Origin of the sequence: Sorangium sp. So ce124, assembly GCF_051525235.1 — a bacterium.
GTDB lineage: Bacteria > Myxococcota_A > Polyangia > Polyangiales > Polyangiaceae > Sorangium > Sorangium atrum.
In genome coordinates, this window is the sequence record NZ_CP150312.1 from 593110 (window position 1) to 615699 (window position 22590).

Below are 22590 nucleotides of genomic sequence, written 5' to 3' on the forward strand. Positions count from 1 at the left end.
CGACGCTTCTCGCCAAGGCCGCCGCGATACAGCAGGCGCTCGGATTTCACGTCGATAGCGGCGCGAGCGCGAGGCCGAAGGCCAGCACCTCGTCGGCGAGCTCTTTCAGGGCGGCGTCCTCGTTAGCGAGTAGGTGAAAGCGCCTGGCGAGATCTCGCTTCGACTTGCGGGCTTGCACCCAGCTCACGACGTCGGAGAGCGCGTCCGCGCCGAGCGCGTCGACGACGTAGCACCTGCACGCTTCCCGCTTCGTGCACTGCTCGCGGGATGCCTGGTTGCAGCGGTCACGCCCGCAGTTCTTCGCGATTGGGCGCCAGTACTCGCCCTCCTCCGGCGTCCTCGGGTTGTCGACCTGGTAGAGTCGGAGCCCGTCCTTGAGGTGCGCATAGCGGAGGACGTCGGCCGGCGCGGAGCGGAGCAGCTGGGCGATCCTGTCGATGCGGGTGAGGCGCTCGGGGGACGAGAGCACCTCGCGGTAGATCGCGAGCGGCACCAGCGCCTCTGCCGTGCGCACGTGGAGCGGGCGGGCACGCTGGTAGGTCGGACGGTCCTTGGCGGCCTCATCCAGCTTGCGGTACGTGCCGCCGACGGCGCCACCCGGGTGTCGCTGATCGGTATCTCCGATGGCGAGCACGATACGACCCTGATCGGCGAGGCTCCGGAACTCGCCCGCGATCGTGTCTCCGCCGCCGCCGCGAGCCTCGTGGACCATATCGATCGCCTCCCAGCGACGCTGGGCTCGCATCATGAGGCCGAGCTCTGCGAACAGGCCTGCGTCGGTCCGGTTCTCGCCGAGGAGCACGCAGCACGCCGTCTTGTGGGTCCGGTCGAACGCCGAGAGCGGCGCGCGGATCACCATCCGGCCGCCAGGGACCTCGCGCGCCGTACCGTCGAACGCCGCGCCGATCCCCAGCTCGATCGACCAGGGGACCTCGTCACGGAGGCCGGCGATCTGGGCGAAGTTCTCGTCCACGTGCTGGAGGGCCCGCCGCGCGCGCGGGGACCAGCCGTGCGCCGAGCCGAGGAGCGCATCGGCGTCCTCGGGGCGCAGCGAGATCACGTGATGGCCGTCGAAGTGCGCGAGGAGCAGGTTCTCGATGGACGCGTGCGAGCTTCGCGCGGTGGCGCTGTTCGAGAGCGCGTCCGCCGGCGCGGACTCGTGGAGGTGGAGGAGCACCGCGCGTCACTCCGCGGCGCGCACACGTCGGTCGGCGACGGGGGACAGGAAGCCATACGGCCAGTCGTGGAGGGCGCCGCTGTCGCGGTAGCCGGCGAGGCGCACCTCGGCCTCGCCGGTCTCCTCGTCCTTGTCGAAGAGGACGATCTGCACGTCCTCGGCCTTCAGATGGCCCTCGTGGATCAGCTTGCCGAGGCCGTTGATCAGCGACTCGCTGTGCGTCTCCACGATGATCTTCGAGCCGCTTCCGGACACCGCCTCCACGAGCATTCGCGCGAGCTTCGCCTGGGCGGCGGGGTGGAGGTGCAGCTCGGGCTGCTCGATCGCGACGAGCGGCGCGGGGGCCCGCTTCTGCATGCGGGGGCGGATGCACGCCGCCCAGAGGGCGGCGGCCAGCGGCAGGACCTCGGAGTAGCCGAAGCCCACGTCGACGAGGTTGACGAAGCCCTTGGCCGGGCCCTCCTTGACGAGGATCTCGGCGTGGATCCCGGTCGTGCGGACCTTCGTCTCGAAGTCCAGCGTGGTCTGTGTGAAGCGGGCGAAGTCCTCTGCCTCGGGGGTGGAGAGCGAGCGCAGGAACATGGGGAGGTTCTTGCCGTCGGGATCCACCTCGTCGACCGCGAGGTTCTGGATGCGGTAGGCGCGCTCCGGGCTCACGCGCAGGGGCTTGAGGTACGCGACGCGGCTCATGAGGTCGGCGAGGACGAGATCGGCTGCCTCGATGATGAAGGGCGAGATGTACGCCGCTGTCGCGGAGGCGATGCGCTCGAACTCGTCTTCGCCGGGCCCGAGACCGCCGAATCTCTTCTGAATAACCCTCTTCTGAAACTGAGCGTGAGCCGAGAGGGTGGCAAGCTGTTTCAGCATGGCGCTCCGCTCGCCAAGGAGCATCCCGTAGGCCACCGAGTCGATCGTATCCGCCGACGTGTTCCCATGAAAAAAAGGAATGAGCAGCGCGACAAGCGGCTTGATCAGGACCGTATCTGCCTTCGTTTGGTAGGTGATCGAGTCGGATGGGAGCACCTCCGGCACCTGGTGGTAGCTCAGGGTCGGCTCCGTGCCTGGTTGCAAGGTCGGCAGCAGGTACGCCTTCGTTCCCAGCGAGAGGGGCGCCTCCGTCTGGATTGTCTCGTCGTTCGCGACGAGCCTGAGGAGCCGGCCCGTGGCGTCGAGCTCCCACCGGACGAGATGGCCCTCCGCGCGAATTTCGTAGCCCCTCACATGAGGGGTCTCGCCTCCGGCGAGCGTTACCGCGATGTCGAAGGCAGGGTCGCCGAGAGCGACCTCCGCCTGCTCTGGCAGCCGCAGCCGGAACTGGAAGGTCACCTCCGGCTCGCTGAGCCGGCTGGAGGCGGCGTCCTTCAGCGAGCCAAAATCCACATACCGCTCGTGATACCAGAGGATCGGGCTGTCTCGGGGCGTCTCCACGCTCTGCCGGAGCAGCGGGAAGGCTCGAAGGAATGTGCTCTTGCCCGAGCTGTTGCGGCCGACCAGGACGGTGATGGGCCGGATCGGCACGAGGCCGGTGTCCGTCAGGCACCGCAGGTTCTTCACGCCGAACGCTTCGAGGCTCACCTGACTCGGGTAGCGAACGGGTGGCAAGCGGTCAAGAACGGGGCAGGAAGCGCCCAGGATCGAGCGGCGCTGCTCGCCTCCCGCCCCTGCTGGCCCGGTACCTGGTCGCCCGCGGGCGCCTCGCCTGTCTCGGGTTCGGCCTGCGCACCGTCGCCGCAACGGGAAGGAACGCCCGGAAAACGAAGCGCGGCACGGGCAGCGCCCGACGGGCACGGCGCGCAAGGTTGGGCCCGTCGCGAGCGCTGCGGACGCGGCTGGGGGAGCGCCAGGCGCGCTCGCGAGCGCCGCGGACGCGGCTGGGGGAGCGCCAGGAGCGCTCGCGAGCGCCGCGGACGCGGCTGGGAGAACCCGAGGCGCGCTCGCGAGCGCTGCCGCTGGAACAGACAGACTCAGGCGAAGTGGTCGTATCCCCGCGCCACGAGGCTCGTGAGCTGCCCGTCCGGTCCGAGCAACGCCACGTCGCTCGCGCCCTCCTCGCGCGCCGCGCAGCGGCCGATCGCCACGAAGCCGGCGAGCTCCCCGACGTCGGGGCCCGCGACCACGATCGCGTAGTCCTCGCCGCCGTAGAGCGCGAGATCCAGCGCATCCACGCCGAGCTGCGCGGCGGCGTCGCGGAGGTCGGCGCTCACGAGCGCCGCGGGATCGAGCAGCGCGCGCACGCCGCTCGCGCGCGCGAGGTGCGCCACATCGGCGACGAGGCCGTCGGAGACGTCGATCGCCGCACGGGCGCACGCCGCCGCGCGGAGGCCCGCGTCGATGCGCGCCACCGGGCGGCGGAACGCGCGGATCGCGTGCTCGGCCGCGGCGCTGGCCGGCGAGACGCCGCGATCGAGCAGCGCAAAGCCGGCCGCGGCGAGGCCGACCGGACCCGCCAGCGCGAGCGCGTCGCCCGGTCGCGCGCCGTCGCGCCTGAGCGGCAGCGCCGCGACGCCGAGCGCCGTCGTGGTGATCGAGATCTCGCCGCCCCGCGAGAGATTCCCGCCGATGATCGCGGTGCCGATCTCGTCGCACGCGGCGCGCTGACCTTTCGCCAGCGCGCCGAGCTCGTCGTCGCTCACGCTCGGGGGCAGCACCAGCGCGGCCAGCAGGCCGACAGGGCGCGCCCCCATCGCCGCGAGATCGCTCGCCGCGGCCATCGTCGCGCGGTAGCCGAGATCGTCGAAGCCCAGGAGATCGCGCCGGAAATGGACGCCCTCGACGGCGCTGTCGACCGTCCAGACGAGCGGCTCCGGGGGGCCCGGGAGGGCGCCGACCCGCGGGGCCGCGGGCGCGAGGATCGCGGCGTCATCGCCGATGGCGCAGAGCACGTGATCGCCCGCCGCGCCCCCGAGCACGGCGCGCAGCATGTCGATGCGCTTCCACTCGGAGCGCCCGCTCATTGGAAGATGGGCGGCAGGACGCTGTTCGCCGGCGAGCCGGCGACCGTGGGCAGCTTGACAACGAACACGGTGCCGCGCGGCTCGTTCGGCTCGATGCGGACCGTGCCGCTGTGCGCCTCGACCAGGCGCTTGACGATCGAGAGACCAAGCCCGGTGCCGCCGTGCTCCCGGGTCGAGCTCTGATCGATCTGGTAGAACGGGTCGAATACCTTCAGCCGCTCGCCGGCAGGGATGCCGATGCCCGTGTCCACGACGCGGATCTCAACCGCCTGCTGGAGCGGCGCGACGAGCACCAGCCCGGGGAGGTCGTCCATGTCCTCGCTCACGGCGCGCGCGACGAGCAGCACCTCGCCCCCCGCCTCGGTGAACTTCACCGCGTTCTCGACGAGGTTGATGAACACCTGCCGCAGCCGGTCGCCGTCCCCCAGCACCGGCGGGAGATCGTCCTCGGCCTGGATCCGGAGCTCGACGCCCTTCTTCGAAGCGGCAGGCGCGATGGTCGACGCCGCCTCGACGAGCACCGGGCCGACGGCCACCTCGGTGCGGTGCACGATCAACGTGCCGCTCTCCAGCTTCGAGAGGTCCAGGAGGCTCATGATGAGCCCGAGCAGCTGCTCGCTCTTCGAACGGATCGTATCGATGAACTCGCGCTGCTCATCGGTCAGAGGCCCGCCGATGCCCTCGGCGAGCATCTCGCTGTACCCCATGATCGACGTGAGCGGGGTCCGGAGCTCGTGCGACACCGTGGCCAGGAAGTTCGACTTGAGCCGGTCGAGCTCCTTCAGCCGCTCGTACGCCTGCTCCAGCTCGGCGTTCTTCTGCGACAGCTCACGGAAGCTCTCGCGGATCGACGCGACGTGCATCGTCGAGGTGAGGAGCGATTTGTGCCCGCTGAACAGGATCAGATCGAGGACCGAGCGGAGGTGGTCCGCGATCGCGCCGAGCCGCTCCGGCCGGAGCCGCGGCATCCGCAGCCACCCCTCCGCCGCAGGCGCGAGATCGAGGTGGGACGCCGCCTCGATCTGCGCGGCAGGGGGCTCGTCGAGGCCGTCGGGGAGGTACGGGCCCAGGATCGACCGGCCGATGGCGCGCCCGTCGTACTCGATCGGGAACACCTGGTAGAGCGCGCCCTCGAAGCGGGGATCGGCGACCTCGCTGCCGGCCGACGTGCCTTGTTTTGCCGCACGATCCGCCGGCGCCGCGCTGGCCCGCCGCCCTTCCTGCTCGCCGCCCGTCAGGCCGCCGAGCGGCGGGAGCGGCGCGAGCGCGCCCGACTCCGCGAGCGTCGCGCCGTTGATCGATTGGATGCGGATCGGCAGGCCGAACAGCTTGTGAAATGAAGCCGCCATCTCCCCGAGGGCCTGGCGATCCACGAGATCCTCGAGCGAGAGCGGGCCGATGCCGACAAGGTCGACCACCGGCGCCGCCGCGGGGGGAGGCAGCGTCGAGGGCTCAGGCGCGCTGGTCGCGCCGTCGCGCTTCGAGGAGCTGGGCCCGTCCGCGACCCGGGCCGACGGAATCGGCGCGGAGCCCGGCATGCTGAGGAGATCCTCGTCGTCGAGGCCGAAATCCGCCGGCGTCCCCTTGTGGGCGTCGGGCCTCATGGAACGATCCGGGAGCTCTTCTCGAGGCTGCCGCCCATTCGCCTTGCCAGGAGGTCGTTCACCGAGCTCGTCGCCCCGAGCTGGCGCGCCGCGCTGTTCAGGAGCTCCTCGCCGCTGATCGACAGCCGCTTCGAGAGCTGATGCGTCTGATCGAGCGTCTCCCACGTGAGGTGGAGCAGACCCATGAGCGTCTCCACCGTGCCCACGCCGCGGGTCGCGACGGCCTTGTACACCGGCTCCTTGCCCCGCGCGGCGAGCCGCGCCAGCTCCTCGTCGCTCCGGATGTCGGGCAGGTCGCGCTTGTTGAACTGGATGACGAGCGGCATCCTCGCGAGATCGAGGCCGTTCTCTCGCAGGTTCTGGCGGAGGTCGAAGAACGCCTCGGCGTTGCGCTGCGTCTCGGAGATCTGCGAGTCGGCGATCAGCGCGACCCCGTCCGCGCCCTGGAGCACGAGCCTCCGCGTGGCGGCGTGCATCGGCTGGCCGGGCACGGTGAACAGCTTGATGCGGAGCGAGACGTCGCCGTCCTTCGCGCGGAAGGTCAGCGGCAGGAGATCGAAGAACAGCGTCCGATCGTCCTGCGTCTCGAGCGTCATCAACCGTCCGCGAGCGTCGGACCCGGCGAGGCCGTGCAGCGAGACGAGGTTCGTCGTCTTGCCGCTGAGCGCCGGGCCGTAATAGACGAGCTTGATCGTCACTTCACGGGCTGCGAAGTCGAGCTGCACGGCCGCATTCTCGCATGAGCGCCCGACGATTGGATATGGCCACGGCGCATGGCGGAGGAGGTCCGGCTGGGCCGGATCTCCTCCCTTGTCAGGAGGCGTGCGCCCCGCTCAGGCCGAGCCGCCGGGCGCGTTGGGCACGCTGGACACGGGCGGAGGGATCGGCCTGCTCTCGCCGTTTTCGACGGTCCAGAGCGCGCTCCGCAGCCCCTCCAGGCGCGACGTCAGCGCCTGGAGCGCCTCGGCCTGGGCGTCGCACGCCTTCAGCTGGCTCTCGCTGCTCGGCTCGGCCTGGACCCGCTCCTCACGCGCCGCCTTGAGGACCTCGATGACCTCCCGGTGCAGCTCCTGGCCGGCCGTGACCACCCACGCGTCGAGCCGGCTCGCGAACTCCTGGATCATCTCGTCGAGCTTCGGCCCGATCCGGGTGGCGGCCTCGCGCAGCGCGACCGGCGCCATCTCCTTCGCCTTCTTGCGGGTCTCGGCCTCGACCTTCTCCTTCACGTATACGGCCAGGACAGGCGCCGCGAGCGCCAGGATCCCCCCGAGAAGGGCGTTCGTGAACATCACGCCGAGGCCGATGGTGAAGAGCGCGAAGACGCCGACATCGTAGCCGAACGTGTCGACCTCGACGTTCGGCGTCTTCACGTCGCCGCCGAGCGCCTCGCTGACCCGCTTCGCCACGTCGTGCGCGTCCTCGCGCACGAGCGCGATCGTCTTCTCGGCGAGCGCCTCGAGCGCCGTGGCGATCTCCTTCGTCTCGGCCTGGGCCCACTCGGCGAACGTGCGCTCCAGGAACGCCCCGAGGTAGACCTTGATCTCGTCGGTGTGGGCCTCGTCGATGATCGCCGGGAGCTGCCGGAGCACATCGTCGACGAAGCGATCCAGGTCGCGGTGCACCCACGCCCGGATGGCGCTCACCTCCTCGCGGATGCCGGCGCGCCGCTCCTCGATGGTGCGCGACTGGCCGGCCAGATCCTTCTCGATCATCTCGATGCGGCGGCTGAGCTCGTCGCGCGACATCGCGGTCGCCCGCCGGCGCGCGTCCACGCCCTTGCCGAGCAGGCGCGCGGACTCGAGGCCCTCGCCGAGCGCGTTGTCGAGCAGGATGCGCCCGCGCTCCTCGGCGAGGAACCGGGTCAGGTGATCGAGCAGCTCCGGCATCCCGCTGCCGGGCCTATCGCCCTCCAGCGCCCGCTCGCTCGAGATCGGGAAGACCACGGGCGATTTCACGAGCTTCCCGAGCTCGCTCCGGATGTAGGCGAGCGCCTCGACCTCCTCGTCCTGGCTCCAGATGTCGCGCTTCGTCACGACGAACAGGATCTTGTCGCGCGACTGCCCGAGCAGCTTCTCCTGGAGGAAGACCCGCTCGCTCTCCTTGAGCGGCTGGCCTGCGTCGATGAGGAACAGCACGGCGTCCGACCGCGGGATGTAGCTGTAGGTGATGTCCGCGCGCTGGAGCGAGAGGTCGTTCACCCCGGGGGTGTCGACGAGGACCACGCGCTCGCGCAGGAGCTCGGCCGGGTACCCCACCTCGAGGAACTTCACCTCGCCGGCGCTCGACGAGCGCTCTCCGCCGACCGTGAAGGCCCGCACGTCCTCGAACGGCAGGCCCGTGCGCTCGCCCGACGCGTAGACCACCTCGGCGCGCGGATCGGCCGCGTACTCGAGGTGGTGGATCACCGCCGTCGTGGGCGTCACGCCGACGGGCAGGATCGAGGCGCCGAGCAGGGCGTTCACGAACGTCGTCTTGCCGTGGTTGAACTCGCCGACAACGACGAGGTGGAACCGATCGGCGTCGAGCTTCTTCACGAGATCGTTCGTGATGCGCGCCGCGACGCTCTTGGCGCCGAGGGACTCGGCGAACGTCACGAGATCCCTGAGCGCCCCGGTCACGTCGTCTTTGCGGCTGTGGAAGGATTCGAGCATGTGCGTCTACCTCGGCCTTGCGCCTTGCCAGGAGCAGGAGCCCCTCAGCCCCAGATCTTGATGACTTCGTGCACCTTCTCGTCGACCTCTTCCATGGAGAGGCCGCTCGCGCCGAGCCCGGCGTGGCGCTTGTAGAGCTCGCTCTCGGCGAAGGCCCGGAGCGCCAGCACGCGCTTCGGCAGCCACGGGTGGCTGGCCGTGAACTCGGCGAACCTGCCGACGCCGCCCTTGCCCTCCTCGTGCTGGGCGATGAACGCCTCGAGGTTGAGCTCCTCGTACAGCTTGGTCGAGCCGAGCGCGAGCTTGGTGAGCGCGCGCGTCGAGACGTCGAGGCTCTTCGCGCAGAGCAGGCCGGCGCGGTCGCAGGTGACCTCGGCCCGGCGCGACCAGCCGGAGAGCGCGAGCATCGCCGGGCCGACGATCCACTTCACGAAGACCGACGCCATCCGCGTCAGGTAGTGCATGGCGGTCAGGTAGACCACGTGGCTGTTGTGGATGTGGCCGCACTCATGGCCGATGACGCTGAGCAGCTCGTCGTCGGTGAAATGATCGACGAGCGCCGAGTGCACCATGATGAACGAGTCGTCGTTCGTCCCGTAGGTGGCCGCGTTGAGGGTGGGGCTGTTGACGATGTAGATCGTCGGGGTCGCGATCCCGAGCGTCTCGGCGCAGTGGACCGCGAGCTTGTGGACACGCGGGAACTGCGCGGGGCCGACCTTGACGGCGTGGCCGAGCAGCTCGTTCTTGCCGACCGTCTTGAACAGCCTGACCGCGGCGGTCACGGCGAGCTCGACCGGACGCATCTTCTCGAAGGCGAGCCGCGTGTTCTTGTCGGACACGTAGGCATACGCGTTGCCCGCGCCGTCCCCGCCGCCCGCGCGCTGGCCCTTCCGTCTCTCGATGAAGCCCTTGAAATCGAGCGTTCCGACCTGTGCCATTCGGCGAAGGTAACGGCCTGGCCGGGACCGCGCAACGCCGCCATCGTCAGGCGAAGCGAAGTTAACGCAAAATCACAGACGACCTCCGCTCACATCTGAATCGGACGCCAAGCAGACGGTAAGCAGACGGTGATCAGACAGCGGAAGCACATCGGGCGCGGGCCCGATGCGGACCGGGCGCGGGTCGACGCGGATCAGACGCCGAGCAGAGCGAGGAGCCCCTCCGGGCCGAGGCGCTCGAGCGTCCGCTGCCGCGCAAGGAAGCGCCGGAAGTCCTTGTAGACACCGCTGCCCTTCGGGCGGAGCTCGAAATCGGTGATGCGCGTGATGGAGAACCTCAGCGCCGCGATCACGCTCTCGTGGAACAAACGGTCGCGCTCCTCGGTTGAGAGCGGCCGCACCGCCGTGTAGCCGGCGCCGAGCGCGGACACGAGGTCCGGGTCGAGATCGTCGCCGAAGCACCACGCGAGCATCGTGACGGCGAGGTCGAACGCGGCGCTCCCGCGCGAGGCGCTCTCGAAATCGAGCAGCGCGGAGATCTCGCCGGCCTCCCAGAGCACGTTGTCGCGGAAGAGGTCGCCATGGATCAGCGTCTGGGGGCCGGGGGTCCTCGGCGCCGCGGCGCGGATCCGTTCGAGCCGGCCGGTGAGCTCGTCGACGGCGGCGGCCACGTCGGGCGGGAGGGCCGGGGCGGCAGCGGGGGCCGTCGACCTCGCGCCCGCGGCGGGCGCAGGGGAGCGGAGCCCCCGGAGCCGCTGGTCGAGGCTGTCGAGGTCGAACCGGCTGGCGTTCGCCCCCTCGAACGAGGCGCCGACGAGGTGCACCCGCGCGAGGGCCGCGCCGACGCGGCGGGTCGCGTCCGGCGTGACGCGCGCCTGGCAGAGCGACGCGCCCGCGACCCACGGGAACAGCGCGACAGGCTTTCCTGCGTGCTCCGCGACGAACGCGGCGCCCTCCGACGCGGCCCCCTCCGACACGGACGCCGCGTCGGAGGGCGCCGCGTCGCGGCGCCGGAGCGGCTGCGGGGTGGCGACGCCCCCGGCCGCGAGGTGCTCGAGCATGCGCGCTTCGCGTGACGCCGCGCCGAGCTGCTGCTCCTCGTAGACCCGCAGGAACACCTGTCCGCGGCCGTCGGCGAGCGTCAACGCGAAGTTGGAGTTGACGCTCCCGGCGAGGAGGCCGCGGACGTCGGCGATCTCCAGGCCGTACAGCGCGCCGATGCGGCGGGCATCCGCGAGCGAGAGGGGGGTCAGGATGGCCATCGCGGCGCAGGGTAGCCTCGTCTCGCGCGCGGCCTCCATAGGAACCTGGAGGAGCGCGCCGAGCGGGAGGCGAGGAGGGACGGGGAGCAACGGAAGGGGGACGAGCGATGAGAAAATGCGCGCTCCTCACGAAGATCCACGGTGCCCCTGGTCGCGGACCGGCCCAGCGTGCGTTATGAAATCGAGTGAGCGGGAGCAACATCCCCCTTCGATTATCGAATGCCCACCCTCTACGGAAACACCACCGGACTCAGCCCCCAGGCCACCAAGACCCTCGAGCGCATCTACCGCCGCAAGGTCCCGCTCGCCAGCATCGCCACCCCCGAGCTCATCAAGGCGCTCGCCGAGGCGTCGCATGAGACGGGGCGCCAGGTCGGCGCGCTGGTCCACCGCTCGGGCGAGATCGACTACGTCATCGTCGGCGACGCGACCCGGCTGATGCTGCCGGACATCGGGCGCCTCCGCGCCGCGCAGGGCCGCTTCAGGGCGCTACGGCTCATCCACACGCACCTCTTCAACGAGCCGCTCACCCGGGACGATCTGGTGGATCTCGTCCGCCTCCGGCTCGACCTCGTCGCGGCCGTGCAGCTCACCCCGCAGGGCGAGCCGCGGACCCTCCAGTACGCGTACAACGTGCCGGTCCACGGGAAGGAAGCGGTCACGGTGACCGTGGACGAGGCCCAGGGGCGCGGCGACGGCCGCGGGGAGGCGGCGCTGCCGTATTGGACCGTGGGCCCCGTTGCGATCGGCCGCGCCGACGTCGATTTCGGCGCGCTCATCCAGGCGCTCGAGGACGAGTTCACGAAGCGGTCGCGCACGCGGTCGGTCGCGGCGAAGGACGGCCGCGCGATCCTCGTCCACGTCGCCGAGAAATCCAAGGCGGGCGCGCTCGCCCGGGCCGAGGAGAGCCTGCGCGAGCTGACCGAGCTCGCCGGCACCGCGGGCGTCGACGTCGCTGACACGGTCCTCCAGCTGCGCGATCGCCTCGACCCGCGGCTCGTGCTCGGCAAGGGCAAGCTGGACGAGGTCGTGCTGCGCGCCTCGGAGCTCGACGCCGAGACGCTGGTCTTCGACAGGGATCTGACCCCCTCCCAGGCCTCGGCGATCGCGAAGCACACGGACCTCAAGGTGCTCGACCGGACGCAGCTCATCCTCGACATCTTCGCCCAGCGGGCCGAGTCGTCCGACGGCAAGCTCCAGGTCGAGCTGGCCCAGCTGAAGTACACGCTCCCTCGCCTCGGGCAGAAGGACGACTCCCTGTCTCGCCTGACGGGCGGCATCGGCGGGCGCGGTCCCGGCGAGACGAAGCTGGAGATCGGGCGCCGCCGCGCGAAGGAGCGCGTCAGCTTCCTGGAGGCGCAGCTGAAGCGCCTCTCCCGCCAGCGGGAGCAGCGCCGCCGCCGCCGCGCCCGGCTCGGCGTGCCGGTGGTCTCGATCGTCGGTTACACGAACGCCGGCAAGAGCACGCTGCTGAACACGTTGACCGGCGCCGACGTGCTCGCCGAGAACAAGCTGTTCGCGACCCTCGACACGCGCTCGAGGCGGCTGCGCTTCCCCGAGGAGCGCGAGGTGGTGATCACCGACACCGTCGGCTTCATCCGGGAGCTGCCGAAGGACCTGTTCGCCGCCTTCCGGGCGACGTTCGAGGAGGCCGCCGACGCCGACCTCCTGCTCCACGTCGTGGACGCGAGCGATCCCGCGCGCGACCAGCACATCGAGACGACCGAGGCGCTGCTGACCGAGCTCGATCTCATCGGCATCCCCCGCATCGTGGTGTTCAACAAGGCGGACCTGATCGCCCCGGCGGAGGGGCGGCGGCTGCTGCTCGGGCACCCGGATGCGGTGGTCCTGTCCGCCACGGACCGGGAGACGACGCGGGAGCTGCTCGCGAAGCTCGCGGAGCGGCTCAAGAGCCGCTGGGAAGAGGCCGCGATGGTGCCCACCTACGAGGTGGAAGCCGCGGAGGGCGAGCTCGGGGACGGCGGGCTGTTCGAGGGGGAAGCCGAGTCGATGACGGTGCTGGGCCCGCCTTCGAGCTCCCGGGCAGGGGAGATCAGCTCGCGTGTGAGAGGGACGTTCGAGGCGTGAGCTCCGCCGGGCTCCCTGGGGAGCCCGGCGGGAGCCGGGGAGAGCTCAGGGCGTCGGGATGGCGTCACACGTGAAGAGCGTGGGGAGGCACTTGTTGCTCGCGCACTGCTCGTTGGTGGTGCAGTCCTCACCAGCGGCCAGCTTGCAAGCGCCCTTGCCGTCGCAGACGTTGGCCTCGCTGCAATCCGTCCCGTCCTCGCTGCCGAGCGGGACGTTCGAGCATGTGCCCTCCGACCCCTCGACGTTGCAGGCCATGCACGCCGAGTCGCAGGCGGCGTTGCAGCAGACGCCGTCGACGCAGAGCCCGCTGGCGCACTCGCTCGCTTCCGTGCACTCCACGCCGTTCGCGGGCTTGCACTCGCCCGCGGCGTCGCACGCCTGGCCCTCGTCGCAGCCCAGGCCGTCCGTGCCGGCCGCGGCCAGCGCGCAGGCGCCGTCTGCGCCGCACTCGTGGCACTTCGCGCAATGCGCGTCCTCCATGCACTCGGTGAAGCAGGCGTTGGCCTTCGGATCGCAGGCGAACTCCTCGCACTCTTTCTCCTCGCCGGGCGCGCACTCCACGCTCTCACCGTCGCAGGTGCCGCGGCTCGTCTCGACGCCCTCGGAGCACGTCGCCTCGCCGCACGCGGTCTCGGCCTTCGAGGGGCCGCACGTGCCGTCTTCACCCGACGCCTTGAGCGCGGCGGTGCAGGCGTCGCAGTCCGCGTCGCAGGCGGTGTCGCAGCAGACCTCGTCGGCGCAGAAGCCGCTCGTGCAGTCGCCGGCCGCGGTGCACGCCTTGGCGTTGTCGCACTGAGGGCAGACGGAGCCGCCGCAGTCGACGTCGGTCTCTTCGTTGTTCTTCGTGCCGTCAGAACATCCGTCGTCGGGACCCACGTCCCCCGGGATGCGCGAGCGATCGACGGAGGCGATGAGCTCGCAACCCATGCCGAGGGTCGAGAGCGCGCCAGCGCAGAGCGCCACCGCGAGAAGGTGCTGTTTCTTCCACATAGTAGTCCCCTTAGAAGGTAAACCGCGCGGCGGCGCCACCGCCTGTCGGGCTGACGAACGGAGTGACGAACGCCTTCTTCGTCACGCTCGACGCTGCGGCCTTCGCCTGGGCCGGGTCGTCGCTGAGGAGCAGGACCGCGCCGGTGACGCCGAACGTGAGCGCCACCGCGAAGGACATGTCCGCGATGAGCGCGAAGCGATCGACCTTGTCCGCTGTCTTGGTCGTCGGGGCGTCGTCGAAGTCGCTCTTCGCGCCGAGCGCCTGGATGCCGAAGATCGTCCCGACCACCACACCGGCGCCGGCGAGCCCGAGGGTGACGTAGGCCGGCACCGGCGAGCGCGGCTCGATCGGCGCTGCCGGCGGCGGCGGCTGCGCGGGCGGCGCCTCGGCGGGCGGCGGGGCGGGGGGCTGCGCGGGCGCCGCAGCGACCGGCGCCGGCGCCTGCGGCGTCAGCGTGACGTTGACCTCGCGCGCCTCGGCGAAGGTGACATCGAGCTCCTGGCTCGCGTCGGCGAACCCTTCGGCGGAGACGGTGAGGGTGTGCTTGCCGGGCGGGACCGAGAGCTCCTTGCCGGTCTGGGCCACGCCGTCGACCGCGACCTTGAGGCCTGGCGGCGCCTCCGGGACGGTCGCGACCTTCACCTTCGCCGGCGTCTTCTTCAGGGCCTCGACGCGCGCCTGCCCCTCGGCGATCTTCTCCTTGAACTTCTCGGCGTCCGGCTTCGAATCGAGGAACGCCTGCCAGGCCGCGACGGCCTCGGTGACGAGGCCCTGCTTGTCGAGCGAGAGGGCGAGCTTGTACTTCGGCGCGGCGCCGGGCACGTACTCGTCCGCCTGGCGATACAGGTCGGCCGCGACGGCGAACTCGCCCTTGTCGAACCTGGCCTCGGCCTCCTTGTAGAGCTTCTTGGCCTCGTCCTTCTTCTGCTTCTCGGTCAGCGCCTTCTTCGGCTTGGTGGTGGTCACCTTCGTCGCGGGCTCACCGGCCTTCGCAGGGGCAGCCGTCGCGGGCGTCCCGGCCTTCGCGGGAGCCGCGGCGGGCGTCCCGGCCGCGGGCGGCGTCGCGCCGGCCGCGGGAGGTGTCGCGCCGGCCGCGGCCGGCGTCGCAGCGGTGGTGGGCGCCTGCGCCGCGGATGTGGCTGGCTTCGCAGGAGCCGCCGCCGGGGCGGCCGGCTTACCCGCCGGGGGCGCTGCCGGCTTGGCATCCGTCTGCGCAGATGCCGGACTGACGCTCGTCAGCGTCAGGAGCCCAGAGACCATCGCCGCCGAGGTCAACATCGTCAGCCGGCCCGATCGTGAACGCATACCGTAAGCCCTCCTCCGCGGATAGTGTCGCGTGGGCGCCCACTTAAGCCTTGAAGGCCGCTCTACACAAGGGGTTTCGCGTTCATCCGGGGGCGCGCGCGTGTTGGCCTAGGTCCGCGCCGAGGCCCGCGCCCCCGCTGCTCCGGCGCGGCCTCCTCGGACATCAAGGCTCGTCGCCTCGCTCCAGCCATGCAGGGAACCGAAGCCTTGCCTCCAGCCCGAAGCCCAGGGTCGCCTGGCGCATGCGCGCCGCCCGCTCCGGGCCCCGAGGGAGGCTCTCGCGGAGCCGCCGCAGCGCCTCGATGTAGCGGGCGAACCGAGGATCCGAGAAGAGGGCGCCGAGGTCCTCCCGGATGCGCCGTATCGTTCCGGGGCTGACGCCATGGCTGCTGAAGCTCATCGTCAGTCCGGACGCAGAGACCACCGAAGGATTGGCGAAGTTCGACACCTCCGGGCGATCCAGGGTGCAGACGAGGCGCCCGGCGCCCGCGAGCTCTCGGTGGAGGCGCCGCGAGAGCGCCTCGTCGCCCGGCACGAGGAACACGATCGCCGCACCGGCGAGGTCGTCCTCCACGAACGCTCGCCGGTGCAGATCGAGCCGCCCCTCCCGGCTGGCTCGCTCGATCGACCCGTCGACCTGCCCTGGCGCGACGACGGAGACTCGAGCGCCCGCCGAGAGGAGGCGCTCCACCGTGTAGGGCGCCTCGCCGTCCGCGCCGATGACGAGGGCCCGCTGGCCGTTGAGAGCGAGCGCGATGGGAAAGAGGCGCATGGGGATGGAGCGGCCACGAACGCGGGGCCGCGCGGCGATTGTAGACCGACGCGCCGCCCGGCGGGCGAGGGGCGTGACGGCGAGCGAGGCCGCCGCGTGTGGGGCTCAGCGGCCGGGAGGCCTCTGGGGAGGCGGAGGCGGGCTGGGCGGTGGCACCGGCGGCAGAAAGGGCTGCGTGCGGAAGGCGAGCCTCCGGTCGGCGTTGCCGATGCGCGTCACGAAAAGGCCGACGAAAGAGCCGAACAGCGAGTCGCCCGGCCCGATCGCCGTCGAGCCGGGCGGCCGGGTCACCCACCGCTTGATGCGATCGAGCATCTCGGCGCTCATGGGGTTCACCTCGACCAGCACGGCGACGAAATAGCGGCTGCCGTCGCGGATGAGCGACCGCTCCACGAGCGGCAGCCGCCGGGCCTCGGCGCAGTTGCGGAGCACGCCCTCGACGTTGATCGCGACCGTGCTCGACTGACCTCCGGCCTGGATCAGCTGGATCCGGAACACCTCATCCCAGAGGTCGTAGACGATCCGGCAGCTCTTCGCGGCGAGCGCGACAGGGTTGCCTCCGCTCTCGTGGAAGAGGTAGCCGCGCATCGTGATGACGGTGGGGAGCCCGCTGAGCAGCTTCTTCGAGATCTCGCCGTCGACGACGTCGCGGAAACCCACGGTGAGCTGCACGATCGTCTTGTCCAGCGTCAAGCTCGCCACCCGGGTGGGCAGCGCGGCCGGCGCGCCGAGCGCCTGCTGCGCGTCCGCGTCGGCGATCTCCTTGGGCCCAGGCCCCTCCTGGGCCATCGACCAGCTCGCTCGGAGGGCGAGCGTCGCGAGCAGCGCGATCCCGAGCCAGCGCGCCGCGCCGCGGCCGAGCGCCACGAGCGCTCGCCGCGCGTCTCGGAGGTGCCAGGCGCGGCGGCCACCGCCCGAGCGCCGCGCGCCGTGCGTCGCGCGCCTCGGTCCGCGAGGTGCGTCGGAGCAGATCATTTCCGCTCACCGCGCCGCGCCGGGATCAGCCCGAGCAGGTTCGAGAACGCGAGCGTCACGCCGCCGACCGCGGTGTCGACCCGCAGACCGAGGTTGTACGTGATGTCCACGGGCACGCGGGCGAAGCCCTCGTATCCGGTCGGCGCGTCGGTGAACTCGCGGCGCGTCGCGAGGCCGTACAGGCCCGCGGCGCCGAAGAGATCGACGCCGTAGATGGAGCCGCGGCCGGCGTAGACCGGGATCCGGTACTCCGCCTCGAGCTTCGCGGCGAAGTCTCCGTACCGGACCTCGATGATGTCCGTGCTGAGGAAGTTCGGCGGTTGCCTCCGATCGGGCGCGAGGTCGAGCAGCCGATCCGGCAGGAGGTCGGTGAGATCGCCGACGTAGAATTTCTCGAAGAAAGGCGCGTCCCCGGCGATCGCGCCGGCGAACGCCTCGACGCGGAGCACGTGCCGCAGCGGCAGGCGGAACCAGCGCTGCGCGCCGAACTCGAACTTCTGGTAGCCGTAGTCGCTGCCGAACGGCGGTACGCCCACCGTGACCGAGACCGAGGCGAGCGTGCCCTGCGTCGCGAGGAAGGGCGCGTCGCGCGTGTCGTGATCGATCGCGGCGTGCAGCGACGAGAGCACCGTCTTGCCGCCCAGGATGTCGAACTCGATGGGCTCGCGGCTGTTGCCGCGCATGTGCGAGGCGACCGTGGGCACCGTCGCGTCGATCTGCTCCAGGTGGTAATCGAGCGACAGCCGCGAGGAGGAGGAGACGTCGTGACCTGTGCCGAGCGTCGCGCCGAACCGCTTGTAGGCGACGACGGCGTAGCCCGTCACCTCGCGCTGCTCGAGCAACGGGGACTCGAAGACGACGGCCCGGTTGCCGAAGAAGTCACGGGCGTCGTTGTAGAGAAGCGTCACCGTGGCCGACCAGCGGGTCCCCACGAACGCGGGGTCGACGAAGCGGGTCCTCAGCGCGAGCTGGTCCGCCGCGAGCCCGACGCCGGCGCCGAGCGTGATCCCTGTCCCGGCGAGGTTGGTCTCGGCGACCTGCACGCCGGTGAACGCGGAGAGCGGCTTCGCGTTGCCCGCTGTGTCCTCGTCGGCCGCGATGCCGAGCCAGAGGTCCTGCACGACGAACGTGTTGCGCTCGACGACGTCGATCACGAGCGTCGCGCTCCCGCGCTCGACCCCCTTGCGGAGCGAGAACCCGACCGAGGCGAAGAACCCGGTCCCGAGGAGGCGGTAGCGCGTGAGCTCGATCTCCGGATCCTCGACGTCGAGCAGGTCCCCCGCGCGGAACCTCACGTAGCGGAGGATCACGCGCGCGGCGGTCCGCACGTTGCCTCGGATCTCGATGCCGTCGAGGGTGTACCGGACGCGATGTCTCTCCTGGAGCGCCGCGCCGGGCGACAGCGCTGCCGCGTGGGGGGACGCGGCAGCGTGCGGCGCTCGCTCCGGCGCCGTGGGCCCTGCGCCGGCGGCGGCCTCCGCGCCCTGCCCGAGCGCGCGCCTCGGGCACGTCCCCAGGAGCAACACGCACCAGAGCGCGAGGTGGGCGCGGCCGAGCGCAGAGGGCAGGGGGACGGCCCGGGAGCGTGAAGAGCTCCGGAATCGAGGTGGATTCACAGGATTCCTGCAACGCCGCCGGAGCCTGCCGAGGCGTCGGCGACGCGCCCTTCAGCCACGCACCCTAGCACGATCGATCGCCTCGCCGGAGGAATCGGTCGCGTCGAGATCGACCCCCGCCGCGGCGTCCTCCGCGACGGCGTCGGTGGGGACAGGGCGCGACGGCGCCCTGCGGCGGATCTGCGCTGCGGCGCTCACGCGCTGTGGCCACCGAGCATCGCGGGGCGTCGGGGCGGGCTCTGTGTGCTCTGCCAGCACGAGCAGGTCCAGCCGGGCCGGCGTCGGCTCGATCAGGTGATCGGCCGCGGCGAGCAGCAGCGCCCGGACCTCGGTCCGGACGCTGGCCTCTCGCGCCCAGCGCGCGCCGACGCTCGCGGCGATGGCGCGGGCGAGGAGGAGCTCCGCGCGGCCGCGCACGTCCGCGGGGATCCAGTCGGCGATGAGCGGATCCGCGAGCATGGATAGCGTCTTGCGCAGCGCGGTGACGCGGCGAGGACCGAACCGCTCCGGCGCGCGCGCCGCGTGGCGCGCGAGGCGCCATGCCCTGCGGAGCGCGCGCCTCGCCGCCCTGCCGACCACCGCGCCGTGCACGGTGAGGCGTTCGCGCGGCGCATCGATGGCGCGCAGCACCGCGGCCAGCGACACCCCGCCCGCGATCACCAGCGCGACCGTCACCGCCGTGGCCTCGAGGCCGTGCAGCTCCCAGCCGCCGGTCGCCGCGATGAAGGCGCAGGCGGACACCAGCAAGAGCCCCAGGGAGCCCAGCGCGCCCGCGGTGTGCGAGCGGCCGCGCCAGGAGCCGCCTTCGCCGTGGAGGGTCCGCGCATAGCCATCCGGCGCGATGAGCCGTCCTCCGCTCGGGATGAGGCCCACCATGGCTCGCCGCGCCGCGCGCCCGAGGCCGACCTCCAGCGGGCCGAGCTCGACGCCGGGCGGCTCACGGAACGGGCTCACCCCTCCAGAATAGCCCATGCGCTGCCCTCGCGGAGGGCACGGCCCGGCGCGCAGCTGCGGCGGCGCCAGAAGCGTGTTGCGGCGGCGAAATCTCGTCCGTCTACAACGGGCCATGCGGCTGCTGGCAGCGCAGCGCTTCGGCATACGAACAGCGAGCCGCCGCCACATCGAGGCAGCGGCTCTCGGCGCGTCACGGCTTTCCGGCGCTGTCCTTCGGTGCCCGCGACGCCTTCTCGACGAGGCCGCTCGTGCCCATGCGTGACGCGAGCGCCGAGAGCACCGCGCGCAGCGGGACGCCGCGCGACGCGAGGCCGACCAGCAGGTGGTAGATGACGTCCGCCGCTTCGGACGCGACGCGCTCGTCGCTCTCTCCGGCGATCGCCTGGGCCAGCTCGCCGGCCTCCTCGCGGAGCTTTGCGCCGATGAGCGGCGCGCCTCCGTCGAGCAGCTTCCGGGTGTAGCTCTTCGTCGCCGACGACGCCTTGCGCGTCTCGATCTCGCGCTCGAGGGCCTCGAGCAGCGCGGACGCGTCCTGCCCCTCGTCGGCGGCCTCGGGCTCCCCGTCGCCGCGGGCATCGACCTGCCGGAAGAAGCAGCTCGCGCTCCCCGTGTGGCACGTCGGGCCGCGGGGCTCCGCGAGGATCAGGAGCGCATCCCCGTCGCAGTCGGCGTGGATGCTCGTCACCGCGAGCGTATTGCCGCTCGTCGCCCCCTTCTCCCACAGCTCGCCGCGCGATCGGCTGAAGAAGGTGGCGCGCCCCGTCTCGAGCGTCCTGGCGAGCGACTCCCGCGTCATGTACGCGAGCATCCGGACCTGCCCGGTCAGCCGATCCTGCACGACAGCCGGCACGAGCTTGCCCTCTCCGAATGCGATCTTCACGGTCTATGCCTCTCCGGTGGTGTCGGGCGCCTCGGCGGCGCCGTGTTCGCGGGCCGTCGCCCGGCCCTCGTCCTTCGCGCTGCTGCGCCTGGCGCCGGCCTTCGACGGCGCGCTCGGCTTCTTTCTCGGCGTGTCGTCCTCGTCCTCGTCGTCCTGGTCCTCGTCGTCGTCCCCGTCTGCTTGCCTGTCGGCGGCCGCGGCGGGGCTCTCCGGGAGGCTGAGCGCCATCGCCTGCTCCGGGTGGGCCAGGGCGGCCTTGTAATAGACCGCGAACGCGATCGACGCGGCGATCCCGGTCGCCAGCGCGACGGCCTGGGAGGTCGAGTACTGGAGGGTCGCCGAGGCGGCGAACGTCTCGGGCCTGAGGGCCAGGTACAGGGCGACCGCGGGAACGAAGGAGAGCACCTGCGTCACCTTGCGCACCACGTTGTCGCGGAGGAGGTGGGAGAACCCGATCGTGTACCCCACGGCGAAGATCACGAGGCCGGCGGGGAGCAACACGTGCTCCGGGAGCGTCGGCGGGATCGAGCCGCGCTCCGCGTCGTCGCGGAGGAGCTCGAGCAGGTAGCGGCAGACGCCGTAGGAGAACGTGAAGATGAGGAAGATCTCGCCACGGAACTTCTGCCGTCGGCGCGCGAGGAGCAGGAGCGCGAGCAGCCCTGCGCCGACGAGCGACTCGTAGATCTGCGTCGGGTGCACGGCGAGCGACGCCTCGGCGGTCGGATCCAGCCCGCGCTCCTTGACGTGCTGCACCCACGCGGGGGACCCGCTGCCGTGGTCCAGCGTGCCCTCGGCCCAGCGCGGGAACGTGCCGAGCTTCTTCAGCCAGGCGGGCGCCGTCTCGCCGAGCGGACGGCCGAAATCGCAGCCGAAGAGGTAGCACCCGATGCGCGTGATCATCAGGCCCGAGGCGAGGCTCGGGACGGCGACGTCGGCCCAGGGGAGCAGCGGGATGCGATGGGAGCGCAGGAACAGGTACGAGCCCAGGAAGCCGCCCAGGAAGCCGCCGTACGCCACGAGCCCGCCGCGTCGGATGTCGAACATCGCGCCGAACGAGTCGAACTCGTCGAGGTTCGTGAGGATGTAGAGCACGCGCGACCCGACGACCGCGGCGAGGGCGGTGACGACGTAGCAGTTGGCCATCGTCTCCTTCGGCAGGCCGTCGCGCTCCGCGAGCCCGAGCGTCAGGTACCAGCCGACCACGAGCGAGAGCCCGAGCATGACACCGTAGCTGTAGATGGGCAGCGGACCCAGGGTGTAGGTCTGCTCCTTGACCTGGGAGGCGATCGCGGCGAGCGCGACGCCTGCGATGCCCGCGGTCGTCGCGCCTGGTTTGTTCTTCGCGATGAGCAGCCCGATCGCGCCCGCGAAAGCGATGCCCGCAGCGATCAGGAAGACCCAGAGCAGGGGCACGGTCCAGGCGGGCAGCGGGACGCGGAACAGGATGGGATGCATGGCGCCTCTCCTTACGCCTGGGCTTGGGGACCATCAAGCATCGTCTCTCGCGCATGACGCAGCGAGCCAAGGCGCTCGCTGACGCTGGTCCAACCGCGTCGGGCGATCTCGATGTGCCCGGGCCATCAGCGAAGCGCGGCGCTCTCCCCATCCTGTCGACGGCGCCCGCGAAGCGACCCTCGAAGTCCGCGCGCGCCGCTGCTAGCATCGATTCCGTGCTCTCTGGCCGTGCCACCGTCGGGGTCTTCGCAGTGCCTGGACTGCTCGTGAGCGCGGCGTGTGTTCCCGAAGGGCCGGCCACGGGGGACGCGAGCGCGCGGCCGGCCGGGACGGTCGCGCCGTCGGTCTCCTCGACCGCGGGTGCAGCTCAGGGAGCGCAGGGGACGGGCGTGTTCGAGGACGACTTCAACCGGTCGGCGCTCGGCCCCGACTGGAACGCCCTGAGCTCCAAGTGGGCGATCGACGAGGGGCAGCTCTGCGTGCGCGCCGCGAGGAACCGCGGCGTGTGGTTGAATCGGCCGCTGCCGGAGAACGCCCGGATCGAGTTCGAGGCCATCGCCGAGGCCCCGGACGGCGATCTCAAGGCCGAGCTCTGGGGAGACGGTCGGAGCGGGGCGACGGCGGCGAGCTACACGAACGCGACGAGCTACCTCGTGATCCTCGGAGGATGGAAGAACACCAAGCACGTGCTCGCGCGCCTCGACGAGCATGGCGCCGATCGGCTGGAGATCGACGTGGATCCAGACAGCGACGACGACCGAGCGCGCCCGGTCGCGCCGGGGCAACCGTATCGCTTCCGGATAGAGCGTCGTGACGGCAGGACCCTCTCCTGGTCGGTGAACGACGTCGAGTATCTGGAGCTCAGCGACCCTGCTCCGCTCTCCGGTCCAGGGCACGAGCACATGGGCTTCAACGCATGGGATGCGCCGGTCTGCTTCGACAACCTGCGCATCACGCCCCTGTAGCCG

General features: G+C 71.4%; 18 protein-coding genes. 2 read left to right on the forward strand and 16 right to left on the reverse strand.

All coding sequences use genetic code 11. The features are described from left to right. Window positions 1-46: 46 nt before the first annotated feature. The 8 genes from WMF19_RS02165 to WMF19_RS02200 all read right to left on the reverse strand — a co-directional run bounded on the left by WMF19_RS02165 (window position 47) and on the right by WMF19_RS02200 (window position 10586). A complete protein-coding gene (locus WMF19_RS02165; RefSeq protein WP_437897560.1) occupies window positions 47-1177 on the reverse strand; it encodes a hypothetical protein in 1131 nt (376 codons plus the stop codon). Window positions 1178-1183: 6 nt separating this feature from the next. After that, entirely contained in the window at window positions 1184-2752 is a 1569-nt protein-coding gene (locus WMF19_RS02170; RefSeq protein ID WP_437897561.1) for an AAA family ATPase, read from the reverse strand. A gap of 389 nt (window positions 2753-3141) precedes the next feature. After that, window positions 3142-4131 (reverse strand): thiamine-phosphate kinase, encoded by a 990-nt coding sequence (gene thiL, locus WMF19_RS02175; protein WP_437897562.1) that lies wholly within the window; start codon window positions 4129-4131, stop codon window positions 3142-3144. After that, complete coding sequence (locus WMF19_RS02180; RefSeq protein ID WP_437897563.1) at window positions 4128-5735, reverse strand: ATP-binding protein; 1608 nt, start codon at window positions 5733-5735, stop codon at window positions 4128-4130. The genes thiL and WMF19_RS02180 overlap by 4 nt, the downstream gene beginning before the upstream one ends. After that, window positions 5732-6460, reverse strand: coding sequence for a GTP-binding protein (locus WMF19_RS02185; RefSeq protein WP_272097502.1), 729 nt, complete (start codon window positions 6458-6460; stop codon window positions 5732-5734). Before WMF19_RS02185 ends, WMF19_RS02180 begins: the two co-directional genes overlap by 4 nt. Window positions 6461-6568: 108 nt before the next feature. Continuing rightward, window positions 6569-8386, reverse strand: a complete 1818-nt coding sequence (locus tag WMF19_RS02190; RefSeq protein ID WP_437897564.1) for a dynamin family protein — start codon at window positions 8384-8386, stop codon at window positions 6569-6571. A 44-nt stretch (window positions 8387-8430) separates the two neighbouring features. Next, entirely contained in the window at window positions 8431-9324 is an 894-nt protein-coding gene (locus tag WMF19_RS02195) for a M48 family metallopeptidase (protein WP_272097504.1), read from the reverse strand. A 194-nt stretch (window positions 9325-9518) separates the two neighbouring features. Beyond that, a complete protein-coding gene (locus WMF19_RS02200; protein ID WP_437897565.1) occupies window positions 9519-10586 on the reverse strand; it encodes a homoserine kinase in 1068 nt (355 codons plus the stop codon). Window positions 10587-10805: 219 nt separating this feature from the next. Between WMF19_RS02200 and hflX the strand changes: the two genes are divergently transcribed. Then, entirely contained in the window at window positions 10806-12674 is a 1869-nt protein-coding gene (gene hflX, locus WMF19_RS02205) for a GTPase HflX (protein ID WP_437897566.1), read from the forward strand. 45 nt (window positions 12675-12719) lie between these two features. Here the strand turns inward: hflX and WMF19_RS02210 are convergent, their stop codons facing one another. The 8 genes from WMF19_RS02210 to WMF19_RS02245 form a co-directional block, all read right to left on the reverse strand. Continuing rightward, window positions 12720-13664, reverse strand: coding sequence for a hypothetical protein (locus WMF19_RS02210; RefSeq protein WP_437897568.1), 945 nt, complete (start codon window positions 13662-13664; stop codon window positions 12720-12722). 10 nt (window positions 13665-13674) lie between these two features. Continuing rightward, window positions 13675-14970, reverse strand: a complete 1296-nt coding sequence (locus tag WMF19_RS02215) for a PEGA domain-containing protein (protein ID WP_437897569.1) — start codon at window positions 14968-14970, stop codon at window positions 13675-13677. Between the two features lie 163 nt (window positions 14971-15133). Beyond that, window positions 15134-15742 (reverse strand): precorrin-2 dehydrogenase/sirohydrochlorin ferrochelatase family protein, encoded by a 609-nt coding sequence (locus tag WMF19_RS02220; protein WP_437897570.1) that lies wholly within the window; start codon window positions 15740-15742, stop codon window positions 15134-15136. Window positions 15743-15847: 105 nt separating this feature from the next. After that, window positions 15848-16609 carry a hypothetical protein gene (locus tag WMF19_RS02225; protein WP_437327262.1) on the reverse strand — a complete coding sequence of 254 codons (762 nt, stop codon included), beginning with the start codon at window positions 16607-16609 and terminating at the stop codon, window positions 15848-15850. 104 nt (window positions 16610-16713) lie between these two features. Next, on the reverse strand, window positions 16714-18333 hold the full coding sequence (locus tag WMF19_RS02230; RefSeq protein ID WP_437897571.1) for a BamA/TamA family outer membrane protein: 1620 nt from the start codon (window positions 18331-18333) through the stop codon (window positions 16714-16716). 51 nt (window positions 18334-18384) lie between these two features. Further along, window positions 18385-19305 (reverse strand): hypothetical protein, encoded by a 921-nt coding sequence (locus tag WMF19_RS02235; RefSeq protein WP_437897572.1) that lies wholly within the window; start codon window positions 19303-19305, stop codon window positions 18385-18387. 172 nt (window positions 19306-19477) lie between these two features. Continuing rightward, entirely contained in the window at window positions 19478-20167 is a 690-nt protein-coding gene (gene hisIE / locus WMF19_RS02240; RefSeq protein WP_437897574.1) for a bifunctional phosphoribosyl-AMP cyclohydrolase/phosphoribosyl-ATP diphosphatase HisIE, read from the reverse strand. Between the two features lie 3 nt (window positions 20168-20170). Continuing rightward, window positions 20171-21622, reverse strand: a complete 1452-nt coding sequence (locus WMF19_RS02245) for a prolipoprotein diacylglyceryl transferase (RefSeq protein ID WP_437897576.1) — start codon at window positions 21620-21622, stop codon at window positions 20171-20173. A gap of 215 nt (window positions 21623-21837) precedes the next feature. On the opposite strand from WMF19_RS02245, the gene WMF19_RS02250 reads away from it, so the two are divergent. Beyond that, a complete protein-coding gene (locus tag WMF19_RS02250; protein WP_437897578.1) occupies window positions 21838-22587 on the forward strand; it encodes a hypothetical protein in 750 nt (249 codons plus the stop codon). The last annotated feature ends 3 nt before the right edge of the window (window positions 22588-22590 follow it).

Excerpts from the sequence above, each read along its gene's own strand:
- WMF19_RS02180 (WP_437897563.1), bottom strand. The coding sequence starts at position 5,735 with ATGAGGCCCGACGCCCACAAGGGGACGCCGGCGGATTTCGGCCTCGAC.
- WMF19_RS02235 (WP_437897572.1), bottom strand. The coding sequence starts at position 19,305 with ATGGGCTATTCTGGAGGGGTGAGCCCGTTCCGTGAGCCGCCCGGCGTC.
- WMF19_RS02215 (WP_437897569.1), bottom strand. The coding sequence starts at position 14,970 with ATGCGTTCACGATCGGGCCGGCTGACGATGTTGACCTCGGCGGCGATG.
- WMF19_RS02200 (WP_437897565.1), bottom strand. The coding sequence starts at position 10,586 with ATGGCCATCCTGACCCCCCTCTCGCTCGCGGATGCCCGCCGCATCGGC.
- hflX (WP_437897566.1), top strand. The coding sequence starts at position 10,806 with ATGCCCACCCTCTACGGAAACACCACCGGACTCAGCCCCCAGGCCACC.
- WMF19_RS02190 (WP_437897564.1), bottom strand. The coding sequence starts at position 8,386 with ATGCTCGAATCCTTCCACAGCCGCAAAGACGACGTGACCGGGGCGCTC.
- thiL (WP_437897562.1), bottom strand. The coding sequence starts at position 4,131 with ATGAGCGGGCGCTCCGAGTGGAAGCGCATCGACATGCTGCGCGCCGTG.
- WMF19_RS02210 (WP_437897568.1), bottom strand. The coding sequence starts at position 13,664 with ATGTGGAAGAAACAGCACCTTCTCGCGGTGGCGCTCTGCGCTGGCGCG.
- WMF19_RS02195 (WP_272097504.1), bottom strand. The coding sequence starts at position 9,324 with ATGGCACAGGTCGGAACGCTCGATTTCAAGGGCTTCATCGAGAGACGG.
- WMF19_RS02245 (WP_437897576.1), bottom strand. The coding sequence starts at position 21,622 with ATGCATCCCATCCTGTTCCGCGTCCCGCTGCCCGCCTGGACCGTGCCC.
- WMF19_RS02220 (WP_437897570.1), bottom strand. The coding sequence starts at position 15,742 with ATGCGCCTCTTTCCCATCGCGCTCGCTCTCAACGGCCAGCGGGCCCTC.